Annotated in this window: 9 protein-coding genes; 7 read left to right on the forward strand and 2 right to left on the reverse strand. The window is 54.9% G+C overall.

All coding sequences use genetic code 11. The features are described 5' to 3' along the window. The first annotated feature begins 2 nt into the window (after positions 1-2). From M0651_RS12815 to M0651_RS12825, 3 genes are all read left to right on the forward strand, one after another. Positions 3-908, forward strand: a complete 906-nt coding sequence (locus tag M0651_RS12815; protein ID WP_248552126.1) for a carbohydrate ABC transporter permease — start codon at positions 3-5, stop codon at positions 906-908. Between the two features lie 205 nt (positions 909-1,113). Next, a complete protein-coding gene (locus M0651_RS12820) occupies positions 1,114-2,841 on the forward strand; it encodes an ABC transporter substrate-binding protein (RefSeq protein ID WP_248552127.1) in 1,728 nt (575 codons plus the stop codon). A 95-nt stretch (positions 2,842-2,936) separates the two neighbouring features. Beyond that, complete coding sequence (locus M0651_RS12825; protein WP_248552128.1) at positions 2,937-5,351, forward strand: glycoside hydrolase family 95 protein; 2,415 nt, start codon at positions 2,937-2,939, stop codon at positions 5,349-5,351. Positions 5,352-5,369: 18 nt separating this feature from the next. Here the strand turns inward: M0651_RS12825 and M0651_RS12830 are convergent, their stop codons facing one another. After that, entirely contained in the window at positions 5,370-6,203 is an 834-nt protein-coding gene (locus M0651_RS12830; RefSeq protein ID WP_248552129.1) for an AraC family transcriptional regulator, read from the reverse strand. 127 nt (positions 6,204-6,330) lie between these two features. Between M0651_RS12830 and M0651_RS12835 the strand changes: the two genes are divergently transcribed. After that, a complete protein-coding gene (locus M0651_RS12835) occupies positions 6,331-8,361 on the forward strand; it encodes a beta-galactosidase (protein WP_248552130.1) in 2,031 nt (676 codons plus the stop codon). A 274-nt stretch (positions 8,362-8,635) separates the two neighbouring features. Here M0651_RS12835 and M0651_RS12840 read toward each other — a convergent pair whose 3' ends face one another. Then, the gene (locus tag M0651_RS12840) at positions 8,636-9,709 is read right to left on the reverse strand and encodes a M42 family metallopeptidase (RefSeq protein ID WP_248552131.1); all 1,074 of its coding nucleotides are present in this window, start codon (positions 9,707-9,709) and stop codon (positions 8,636-8,638) included. Positions 9,710-10,123: 414 nt separating this feature from the next. Here M0651_RS12840 and spoVAC point away from each other — a divergent pair, with 414 nt between their 5' ends. The 3 genes from spoVAC to spoVAE are packed head-to-tail and all read left to right on the forward strand — an operon-like array spanning position 10,124 to position 12,003. Continuing rightward, complete coding sequence (gene spoVAC, locus M0651_RS12845; protein WP_248552132.1) at positions 10,124-10,630, forward strand: stage V sporulation protein AC; 507 nt, start codon at positions 10,124-10,126, stop codon at positions 10,628-10,630. Positions 10,631-10,633: 3 nt separating this feature from the next. Further along, positions 10,634-11,656: a stage V sporulation protein AD gene (gene spoVAD / locus M0651_RS12850; RefSeq protein WP_248552133.1), complete on the forward strand. Its 1,023-nt coding sequence runs from the start codon at positions 10,634-10,636 to the stop codon at positions 11,654-11,656. Beyond that, entirely contained in the window at positions 11,653-12,003 is a 351-nt protein-coding gene (spoVAE, locus tag M0651_RS12855; protein WP_248552134.1) for a stage V sporulation protein AE, read from the forward strand. The genes spoVAD and spoVAE overlap by 4 nt, the downstream gene beginning before the upstream one ends. Positions 12,004-12,094 lie beyond the last annotated feature (91 nt).

Here is a 12,094-nt window from a genome sequence, read left to right on the forward strand (position 1 = left end):
CGATGGCAAGTTCAAGCAAAGCCTTTAACGACACGCGAGGCGATAAAATCTTCAATATCTGCAATATCATTCTCATGAGCGTTATTTTGATCATCACGTTGTACCCTTTCCTGAACGTGCTGGCGATCTCCTTAAACGATTCCACGGACACGGTTCGAGGCGGGATTTACCTCTGGCCGCGGGAATTCACCTGGGAGAACTATAAGACGATCTTCAACTACTCCAGCCTGATTACGGGCTTCAAGATTACTATTTTCCGGACGGTACTCGGAACATTGCTCGGGTTGATCAGCGCCTCGATGCTGGCTTATACGCTAAGTCGGCCCGATTTCAAATCCCGGAAGTTCGTGTCCACGTTCCTGGCGCTCACGATGTACTTCACCGGCGGTTTGGTTCCAACTTACATGCTGATGCGCCATATGGATTTGATCGGCACGTTCTGGATTTACATCCTGCCGGGGATTGTCAGCGCGTATAACGTTTTCATCATCCGTTCCTTTATCGACGGATTGCCGTATGCGCTGCAGGAATCCGCCAAGCTGGACGGGGCCAACGACTTTAAGATTTATTACAAAGTCATCCTGCCGCTCTGCAAGCCCGTTCTGGCGACGATCTCCTTGTTCCTGGCGGTAGGCCAGTGGAACGCCTGGTTCGACACCTATCTTTATAACGGGAACAAAGCGCATTTGACCACCTTGCAATACGAGCTGATGAAAATCCTGCAGAGCACGAACCAAGGCGCAAGAATGGTCAATGCCAACGATATGGCCAATCAGATGGCCCAGGTATCGCCGGAGTCCATCAAAATGGCGATCACGATCGTCGTAACGGTACCGATTTTGCTAGTTTATCCTTTCTTGCAGCGCTATTTCGTAGACGGGATGACGCTGGGCGCCGTAAAAGCTTAACGACGGTGGCGCCTTCGACTTCGCTCCGCCGTGGATGATGAGGCGGCGGGGCGGCCTTAATCGGATGTCAATTTTTTAACAGCCAATGATGAAAGCCCTTTCTCGCTCCGGAACGCCGGGCGGAAGGGAAGCAGGTCTCGGTATCAGCAGGCGAAGCCTGTTATACAATATACGTTTTATCAAGACTACGAGGGGGAAAGTAGAAATGAAATGGAGAAGCCCTAAAGCTTTTGCAGCCATTTTGCTCGCGAGTACGATGTTGGTAGCGGGTTGCGGAAGTAACGGAAACAATGCAGCCAATAACGGAAATGCAGGCAACACCGGAAACGCAGGCACTAATGCAGAAGCGGGAGCAGATACAAGCCCAATTACCTTTACCTTCTTCGGCGCTGACGCTAGCCCGAACTGGAACAACATGCAGGACGATGTGGGCAAAGTCATTACCGAGAAGACCGGCGTTACCATCGAAGCCGAGTTTGACGTAGGCGCCGGCGGCGGCGAGAATAAAATTGCCCTGATGGCGGCGAGCGGCGATGTGCCGGATCTGATTTTTGCGAAAGGCGAACTGAGCAAGCTGGTCGATGCCGGACTGATTGTTGACATGGCCCCATTGATTGAAGAGCATGCTCCTAACCTGAAGAAAATTTTTAGCGAAAACATGAACCGTCTGAAATATAGCAACGATGATCAAGCAATCTATTCGCTGTTTACAAACGGCGGCGTGGACCAACAATATTTTGACGCCGGCGGCGGATTTGAAATTCAACAACGCGTCCTGAAGGAGCTCGGTTATCCGAAAGTTCGCACCGTACAGGACTTTGAGAACGTGCTGAAGCAATACGTGGAGAAGAACCCAACGACGGACGGCCAGCCGACGATTCCGCTCACGCTGAGCGCGGACGACTGGAGAATCATGATTACGGTAACGAACCCGGCGTTCTTGGCTACCGGCGCTCCGGACGATGGCGAATACTACGTCAATCCGGAAACCTACGAAGCTCAATTGCACTACAAACGCCCGGAAGAGAAAGAATACTTCCGTTGGTTGAACCACATGTATAACGAAGGTCTGTTGGACAAAGATACTTTCGTTCAAAAAGAAGATCAATACAAAGCGAAAATCGCCAGCGGCCGCGTGCTCGGTCTGATCGACCAGGAGTGGGGTTATCAGGATGCTGAGAATGCTCTGAAAACCGCAGGCAAAGAAGAATACACTTACGCGCACTTCCCGGTTACTTTGTCGGAAGAATATGAAGATCATTCCTTCCAGCAAGCGGGTGTTGACGGGTATGGCATCAGCATCACGACGGCATGTGAAGATCCGGTTCGCGCCATCAAATTCCTTGACTGGTTGTCTTCCGACGAAGGTCAGGTCTTGAGAAACTGGGGGATCGAAGGCAAGCATTATACCGTTGAAAATGGTCAACGTGTAGTACCGGCCGACATTCAGGATCGCAAAGTGAATGACACCACGAACTTTACGAAGGAATCCGGCATCAGCCAATATCGCATCTTCGGTGCCAACTATGGCGACGGCGTAAAAGATCCTTCGGGCAACTACTACACCACGAACTTCCCAGAGCAAATCGTGGCAGGCTACACCGAAGCCGAAAAAGAAACGTTGAAGGCTTACAACGCAACAACTTGGAAAGACCTGTTCCCTGGCGAAGACGCATTCCCTGCGAAGGATTGGGGCGCATTGTACAACATGCCTGTTCCTACAGATGGAGATTACCAAGTGATCTTCCAAAAAACGCAGGATATCGTTCGCAAACGGATTCCGGAAGCCGTTCTGGCGAAAGAAGCTGATTTCGACAAAGTGTATGACGCTTTCCTTGCCGAGCTGGATAAAGCCGGCGCCAAAGAAATGGAAGCCGAATATACCGAACTCGTTAAGAAGAGAGTCGAGTTGTTTACCGGCAAGAAATTGTAATCGTCGTATCTCATCGTACGATCTAAATAAGGTGGTGAAAAGGCCCGTGATTTCTTCGGGCCTTTTTGCGCCAATTGAAGGAGATTTCAGGAGGAGTGAGAAAGCTGACCTATTCAGATCAAACAGAATGGAAGTTGTGGTATGATCGGCCCGCTTCCCGCTGGGAGGAAGCTCTTCCCGTCGGAAACGGGCGGATTGGCGGGATGGTTTATGGCGGAATTCGCGAGGAGCGAATCGCGTTAAATGAGGATACGTTATGGTCGGGATTCCCCCGGGATCCGCAGAATTACGATGCGCTGCGTCATCTTGGACCGGCACGTGAGTTGATTTTTGCCGGCAAATATAAGGATGCCGAGAGACTGGTCGACGCGAAAATGTTGGGTCGGCGAACGGAATCCTACCAACCGCTTGGAAACCTGCTGTTGGAGCAGGGAGAAGGAACGGCGGAACAGAGGAACACGACATGCCCGGATAGGGCTGCTAATACCTTCCAGAGAGAATTGAACTTGGCGACGGGAATCGCTGCAACGTCTTATCAAATAGGGGAGGCGCCGTATCTGCGCGAGGTGTTCGTCAGCGCGGCGGATCAGGTCATGGTCCTCCGAGTAACCGCATTAGGGAGCGAGCTCGTGGATCTGGTTGCTTCGCTGGATTCGTTGCTGCCGTATCAAGTCGGAGGTGGTCCAGCGGGAACGGGGCGTATCGTCATGACAGGCCGGGCCCCTAGCCACGTAGCTGACAATTATCGCAAAGACCATCCGCAGTCAGTCTTATACGAAGAGGGGTTAGGCCTCTCCTTTGAGGTACAGCTGTTGGCGTTGCCGGAGGGCGGCGGTACGGCAGAGGTGGACGCATCGGGCAGGCTGACGGTTCACGGAGCGCGGGCGGTGACGTTTCTGCTGGCGGCGGCGACGGATTTCGCCGGCTATGACAAGACGCCGGGAAGCGGCGGGGTGGATCCGGCGGAGCGGTGCCGGATTACGCTGAGCGCCGCAGCGGAGCTCGGTTACGAGCGGCTGCGCGAGCGCCATGTGGCGGACCATCGCCGACTGTTCGATCGCGTTGAGCTGCGCCTAGGCAGCCCTTCTGCGACGGCAGAGCGGGCGGCCCGGCCAACGGACGAGCGGCTGGAGGCCTACCGCAGCGGGGGCGCGGACCTTGGGCTCGAGGCATTATATTTCCATTACGGCCGGTATTTGTTGATGGCCAGCTCTCGGCCAGGGACGGAAGCCGCTCATTTGCAGGGCATCTGGAACCCACATGTCCAGCCGCCGTGGAACTGCGGATATACGACCAACATCAATACGCAAATGAATTATTGGCATGCAGAGGTCGCGGGTCTGGCCGAGTGCCATGAGCCGTTATTCGAGTTGATCCGCGATCTTAGCGTTACCGGTGCCCGAACGGCGCGGATTCATTACGGAGCCCGGGGCTGGGTCGCCCATCACAACGTGGATTTATGGCGCCAGTCGACTCCGTCGGATGGCGAGGCCAGCTGGGCATTCTGGCCGCTGGGCGGAGTTTGGCTGTGCCGGCATTTATGGGAGCATTACGCGTTTGCACCTGACGAGCAGTTCTTGAGAGAGACCGCGTATCCGTTGATGAAAGGCGCCGCTGAATTTTGCCAAGATTGGCTCGTTCCCGGACCCGACGGGCGGCTCGTGACGGTGCCTTCGACCTCGCCGGAGAATAAGTTCCTGACGCCGGATGGCGGCGAACCCTGCAGCGTGTCCGCCGGCAGTACGATGGACCTGTTCCTGATCCGCGAGCTGCTTACGTATACGATTCGGGCAGCGGAGATCCTTGGCCTCGATGAAGATTGGCGAGAGGAACTGACGGGGATATTGGCACGAATGGCCGAACCGCAAATCGGCACGGACGGTCGGTTGCAAGAGTGGATCGAGCCGTTTGCAGAAGCTGAACCGGGACACCGGCATGTGTCTCATCTCATTGGCTTCTACCCAGGGGATGCGATCACCGTACGGCAGACGCCGGAAATGGCGGAAGCTGTCCGGTGTACGCTGGAGGAACGCATCCAGAACGGGGGAGGCCATACCGGCTGGAGCTGCGCATGGTTAATCAACCTGTACGCCCGGCTGGGCGATGGGGAGACGGCGCACCGGTTCGTGGAAACGCTGTTGTCGCGCTCCACGTATCCGAACCTGTTCGACGATCATCCGCCGTTCCAGATCGACGGCAACTTTGGCGGGGCCGCTGGCATCGCCGAGATGCTGCTGCAAAGCCATATGGACGGCATCGATTTGCTGCCCGCCCTGCCCGCGGCGTGGACAAGCGGTCAGGTGAGCGGCCTTCGGGCGCGCGGCGGGTTCACCGTCGACCTGGCGTGGGAGGCAGGCCGCTTGACGCCGGCCAAGGTTAGGTCCACGGTTGGCGGGTGGTGCACGCTTCGCGGCTTGGAAGGTTTGGAGGTCCGACTGCCGGACGGCCGCACCGCGCAAGAAGGCGATCGCTTCCTAACGGAAGCCGGAGTGACGTATATCGTGGGCTAAGGAGTCAATCCAAACTGACTAATGCAGCCGGCGGAATTGCTGGGGGGTCATCCCCGTATGCTTGCGAAAGGTGGCGACGAAATGGCTGGCATCGCGGAAGCCGGTTTTGCCGGCGATGGCGGCTACGGTGACGCCGGGTTCGCTGGCTAGATGCTCCTTCGCTTTATGGATGCGCATGTGGGTGAGATAGCTGTAGGGCGCGATGCCAAACGTTTGCTGGAACAATTTGCTGAGATGCCGGCCCGACATCTCTACCACTTCCGCCAAAGTGTCCAGTCCGATATCGGGATTGCCGTATTCCTGCTCCATCCAGGCGAGCAGCGGACCTAACTTCTCCATATTGCGAGGGACAGCGCTGCTGCTCACCTGGCCAAATTGGCTCAGGACGGCGAGGAAACGGTACACCTCTGTCGAGGTTTCCAGGCCAAACAAGTCCTGGATCCTGTCCAGCTTGTTCAACAATTGACCGAGCAGCGGGGTGAGGGGAGCCTCGGCTTCCCAGCGAAACAAGGCGGCTTCCCGGATTCCAAACGCGGCCAGGATTGAACCGGCAGCCGCTCCGCCAAAGGTGAGGTAATATGTCTCCCAATTCGAGCTCCGCTTAGCTTCGTAAGCGTGCGGCATATCGGGTGGAAGCAGTATACCGCTGCCCGGTGGCAGCGGAACCGTTCCGCTGCCGAAGGTCAATTCCCCCTCGCCCTCAGCGGTTTGCAGCCAATGGTAATAGGGATAGCCGTCCGGGCGGGCGATTTTTTCCTGATTCGGATTATAGCCTACGCTTTCCAAGAGTAACGGAAGATCCGGGGTCGCGGCCGGAGAGAATACAAAACGGGTAAACGCCCGTGAACTCATCGTAATGAATGCCTCCTAACTTGAACCATATTATTATATTACAAATCGAAAATATTATATATAAAGCGGATAAATTTCACCTTACAATAGACTTAGAAGTTATATATTGCTAAAGGATGTGGGTATGGTGATCAACGATAAACTGCCGAAAATCTGGTACGGCGGCGACTACAATCCCGAGCAGTGGGGACCGGACATTTGGAAAGAGGACGAACGGATGTTCAAGCTGGCCGGCATCGACGTTGCTACAGTTAACGTTTTTTCCTGGGCGCTGAATCAACCGAGCGAAGAAACCTATGATTTCACACAATTGGATGAAACGATCGACCGCTTGTACAAGAGCGGCGTTCACGTCTGTCTCGCAACCAGCACGGGGGCGCACCCGGCATGGATGGCTCACAAATATCCGGATGTGCTGCGCGTTGACGTGCAGGGACGGAAACGCCGGTTTGGCGGACGTCATAACTCCTGCCCGAACTCGCCGACCTATCGCAAATATTCCACTCGACTGGCTGGTAAGCTCGCCGAACATTACAAGGATCACCCCGGCCTGCTGATCTGGCATGTCTCCAATGAATACGGCGGGTATTGCTATTGCGACAATTGCGCTTCGGCCTTCCGCGTTTGGCTGCGGGAACGCTACAAAACCCTGGATGAGCTTAACCGGGTTTGGAACACGCGGTTCTGGGGCCATACGTTTTATGATTGGGAAGAAATTGTGGTTCCGAACGAGCTGAGCGAAGAGTGGGGCGGAAATCGTACCAACTTCCAAGGGATTTCGCTCGATTACCGGCGCTTTCAGTCTGAATCGCTGCTGGAATGCTACAAGCTGGAGTATGAGGAAATCAAAAAGCATACTCCAAACCTCCCCGTGACGACCAATCTAATGGGGCTTTATCCGGAACTGGATTATTTCGAATGGGCCAAGTATATGGATATCGTCTCCTGGGACAACTATCCGTCGCTGGATACGCCGGTCAGCCATACGGCGATGACTCACGACCTGATGCGCGGACTCAAGAGCGGCTCTCCGTTTATGCTGATGGAGCAGACGCCCAGTCAGCAAAACTGGCAGCCGTACAACTCGCTCAAGCGCCCTGGCGTAATGCGGCTGTGGAGCTATCAAGCGGTCGCCCGCGGCGCTGACACGGTGTTGTTCTTCCAACTGCGCCGCTCGATTGGGGCGTGTGAGAAATACCATGGGGCCGTAATTGAGCACGTCGGACATGAGCACACCCGGGTATTCCGGGAAGTGGCGGAGCTTGGCCGGGAGCTGGAGCAGCTTGGCGATACGCTGCTGGATGCGCGGACCGAAGCCAAGGTTGGCATCGTATATGATTGGGAGAACCGCTGGGCGATCGAGCTCTCGAGCGGCCCAACTGTAGCATTGAATTACGCGAACGAGGTCCACAAGTATTATGACGCGCTGTTCCAAATGCACGTGGAGAGCGACATGGTGTCGGTGGAGGAGGATCTCAGCAAATATGAAATCGTGATTGCGCCGGTGATGTATATGGTGAAGCCGGGATTCGCGAAAAAAGTGGAGGAGTTTGTGGCCGCCGGCGGGACGTTCATCACCACCTTCTTCAGCGGCATCGTGAATGAAAATGATCTGGTGACAACTGGCGGTTATCCGGGTGAGCTGCGTTCCGTGCTGGGCATCTGGGCGGAGGAGATCGACGCTTTGCTGCCGGGCCGTACGAACCAAATCGTGATGAAAGAAGGCTGGGGCGCGTTGTCAGGCCAATACGAATGCGGACTATTGTGCGACTTAATCCACACTGAAGGCGCTGAAGTGTTGGCGGAATACGGCTCGGATTTTTACAAGGGCATGCCGGTTGTAACAGCCAACTCGTTTGGCAAAGGCCGTGCTTATTATGTAGCGAGCAGCCCGGATGCAACCTTCCTGCAAGGGTTCTTGAAGAACCTGTGTGAGGAAAAAGGGATCAAGCCGCTGCTGGACGCTCCAGCCGGCGTGGAAGTGGCCCGCCGCGTCAAGGACGGCAAAGCCTTCCTGTTCCTGCTCAACCATAACGAAGGAGCCGCCGAGGTGGAGATTGGCTCCGGCAGCATGAAGGAGCTGTTAGCGAAAACCGAGGTGTCCGGCACGATCACGGTACCTGGCCGAGGGGTCGTCATCTTGGAAGGCCGGAATTAAAGTCATCAAAAAAACCGCAAGGCCCAGGCCTTGCGGTTTTTTGCGCTGCTCCCTCAGAAATGTTGTAGAAACTGCAACAAACAAGATGGGATATGCGGTTTTCAAAGCGAAATGTTGCATATTGGACAACATTTTCAGGTAATTGCGTCATCTGCGAGCGGAAATGTTGTATGTTTTACAACATGTTGACCTAAGACAAACACTTGGTGGATCAAATCCTGCACTTTCTGCACATTTCACTCACCACATCAAAAAAAGCTTACTTTCACGGCGCTTAGCTGTTCTCCAAGATCGTGTTCAAGGTCGTGCGGTCCAGCCCGCGCACGAGGCGGATCAGCAGCTCCTTAGCCGCTTCGTAATCATCCGTATGGATGATTGAGGATGACGTATGGATGTAGCGGGAGCAAATGCCGATAACGCTCGATGGCACACCGGTACCGCTGAGATGTACTTGACCGGCGTCCGTGCCGCCCGGTGACACAAAGTATTGATATTTAATCTTATGCGTGTCCGCCGTATCGCGAATATATTCGACCAATCCGCGGTGGGTGATCATCGTCGGATCGAGGATACGCAGCAACGCGCCGTCGCCCAACCGGCCAAACGCCTTCTTATCGCCGGTCATGTCGTTAGCGGCGCTGGCGTCCAAGGCGAGGAAAATGTCCGGTTTGATCAGATTGGCCGCCGTCCGCGCACCCCGCAAGCCGACTTCTTCCTGCACGTTCGCACCGGCATATACGATGTTCGGCAGCTTCTCACCATGCAGCGCCTCCATCAGCTCGATCGCCAAACCTACGCCATAGCGGTTATCCCAGGCTTTCGCCATGATCTTCTTCGGATTCACGAGCGGGGTGAACTCGCAAATCGGCACGATCTGCTGGCCGATCCGCACCCCTGCGGCTTCTGCTTCCTCGCGGCTGTCCGCGCCGATGTCCAGATACATCGTCTTGATGTCCACCGGCTTGTTGCGCTGCGACTCGTCTAACAGGTGCGTTGGGATCGATCCGACAACGCCAGTGATCCGGCCGCCAGGCGTAATAATTTGCAGGCGTTGTGCCAATACGGCCTGGCTCCACCAACCGCCGAGGGGTTGAAACGTAACCATGCCGTTATCGCTGATCCCGGTTGTCATGAAACCAACCTCGTCAAAATGTCCGGCGACCATTACCCGAGGCCCTTGCTCGTCACCGCGCAATACCCCAAACAATCCGCCAAGATTATCTTGTACGAACTCCTGGGTATAGGCCGACATTTTGCCTTTGACGAGAGCGCGCAATTCTCGTTCAAATCCAGGCGCCGCCGGAAATTCCGTCAACTCCTTAAATAGCTCGCGCGTTTTTTGATTCATCGTAGTCTCTCCTTTTTCTATATTCGCAAGTGAACATTCCATCTTAGTATGAACTACCTTTTTTCGATTGTCCATGCGGTTATTGCGCTTAAGGCAAACCCATACGGTACCCGGCTTCCCCAAGCGGCATATACTGCACCAAGCAGCAGTCTGATGGGCGAATGAGGGAGGCTCAGCTTAATGGAAATATATGCTAAAGATTGGCTTATAATTTGTCTTCTATTCATCCTGCTGGTCATCATTCTTCAGTATCTGTGAAAGGACTGAAGTACCCCCTGACGCAAACCCGCCGGAATTCGATCCAGCGGGTTTTTTCATGCCGTTCGCCATGGATGATTTTCCAAACATAACAAGCGGTCGGATGACAAATAATGAGTATACCGTGCAAGTTAGGAAAATAAGGAGGAATGCCGTTTGCCTGCAAAAGCGAAAAACAAGCCGGGAGCCCGGGTCAAGCTGAACCACCTGCTCCTGACGGAGCAAGACTACAAGCAGGTTGCCGACCAACATAAACCCAAAACGAACGTCTGGGGCAATTGCCTGAAGGCGTTTCTGGTCGGCGGGCTCATCTGTTTGATCGGCCAATGTATCCAGCAGCTGTTCATGACCTTTGCCGGTATGACGGCACGGGAGGCCGCCAGTCCTACGGTTGCCGTGTTGATCTTCACCTCTGTCGTGCTCACTTCGATGGGCGTCTACGATAAAATCGCCCAATGGGCGGGGGCCGGTACAGCCGTACCGGTGACAGGGTTTGCCAACTCGATGTGCTCCTCGGCGATCGAATCCCGGGCGGAGGGACTTGTTCTCGGCGTTGGCGCTAATATGTTCAGGCTGGCAGGGTCGGTGATTGTATTCGGTGTCGTTGCCGCCTTCCTTGTGGGCGTGATCCATGTCATCTTCGGCCTGGGGGGAGTGCATTAATCCATGCTGATCGGCGCACAAACCTGGGAATTTCGCTCCAAACCGGCGATCATCGGGGCGGCGACAGTCGTCGGACCTGAAGAAGGGGAGGGGCCGTTGTCCCACACGTTTGATTTCGTCTATGACAATCTGGAGATTGACGAGAAAACGTGGGAAAAAGCCGAACGCAAGCTGCTGGAACATGCATCCGCGTTAGCTTTGGTCCATGCCGGCATCAACCGGGAAGACCTGTCCTTCTTCATCGGTGGGGATTTGATGAATCAAATTATCACCGCGACGTTTGCAGCCCGCACGATTGCCGCTCCGTATCTCGGCGTGTTTGGCGCCTGCTCAACCTCGATGGAGAGTCTGGCACTCGCCGCTTTTCTGGCCGACGCCGGGGGAGCGCGTTATGTGTTGGCCGGTACGGCCAGTCATAACTGTACCGTGGAGAAGCAGTTCCGCTATCCGACCGAATACGGTTCTCAGAAACCGGCGACGGCCCAGTATACGATCACAGGAGCGGGTTGCGCGGTCGTATCGACGGAAGGCTCCGGCCCCCGCATCACCCATGCCTCCATCGGCCGGATCCAGGATCTCGGCGTCAAAGATCCGTTCAACATGGGGGCGGCGATGGCCCCGGCTGCGGCGGATACGCTGGTCTCTCATTTCCGTGACACAGGTCGTAAACCTGAGGATTACGATTTGATCGTCACCGGAGACTTGGCATCGGTGGGACATGCTATCGTCAAGGATCTCCTTGATAAAGATGGTGTCCCGATGGACAAAACGGATTTTAACGACTGCGGGCTCATGATCTACGATCGGGATAAACAACCTTATGTTAATGCCGGGGGCAGCGGTTGCGGCTGTTCCGCAGTCGTCACCTACGGCCATATTTTGCGAAAATTAAAGAACCGGGAACTAAACCGGGTGCTGATCGTTGCCACGGGTGCCCTCTTGTCACCGCTGTCTTACCAGCAAGGTGAGAGCATTCCCTGCATCGCTCACGCGGTCGCCCTGGAACAGGAGGATAACGGAAGATGATATTTGTATGGGCGTTTTTGGTTGGCGGGTTGATTTGCGTGATCGGCCAATTGATGATGGATGTGCTGAAATTGACCCCGGCGCATACGATGAGCTCGCTGGTTGTTGCCGGTGCGGTGATGGATGCGATCGGATGGTACGATCCGCTGGTGAAGTTCGCCGGGGCAGGGGCCTCCGTGCCGATTACGAGCTTCGGTAATTCGCTGGTTCACGGGGCGCTGACTGAATTGCAGCGGGACGGATGGATCGGTGTTATCACCGGGATTTTCGACGTCACCAGTGCAGGGATTTCCGCGGCGATCATCTTTTCCTTTCTCGCCGCCTTGGTCGTACGACCAAAAGGTTAGTTTTTGAAATAAATATTGCTTTTTACGGGCTAATCTGTGTACTCCCTATCTATCTTCATGTAAAATAGGTAGATATATACAGGTCTTATTT

Origin of the sequence: Paenibacillus mellifer (genome assembly GCF_023195895.1) — a bacterium.
GTDB classification, from domain to species: domain Bacteria; phylum Bacillota; class Bacilli; order Paenibacillales; family Paenibacillaceae; genus Fontibacillus; species Fontibacillus mellifer.

Coding starts and splice junctions, on each gene's coding strand:
- M0651_RS12815 (WP_248552126.1), top strand. CDS start 3: ATGGCAAGTTCAAGCAAAGCCTTTAACGACACGCGAGGCGATAAAATC.
- M0651_RS12820 (WP_248552127.1), top strand. CDS start 1,114: ATGAAATGGAGAAGCCCTAAAGCTTTTGCAGCCATTTTGCTCGCGAGT.
- M0651_RS12830 (WP_248552129.1), bottom strand. CDS start 6,203: ATGAGTTCACGGGCGTTTACCCGTTTTGTATTCTCTCCGGCCGCGACC.
- M0651_RS12840 (WP_248552131.1), bottom strand. CDS start 9,709: ATGAATCAAAAAACGCGCGAGCTATTTAAGGAGTTGACGGAATTTCCG.
- spoVAD (WP_248552133.1), top strand. CDS start 10,634: ATGCTGATCGGCGCACAAACCTGGGAATTTCGCTCCAAACCGGCGATC.
- spoVAE (WP_248552134.1), top strand. CDS start 11,653: ATGATATTTGTATGGGCGTTTTTGGTTGGCGGGTTGATTTGCGTGATC.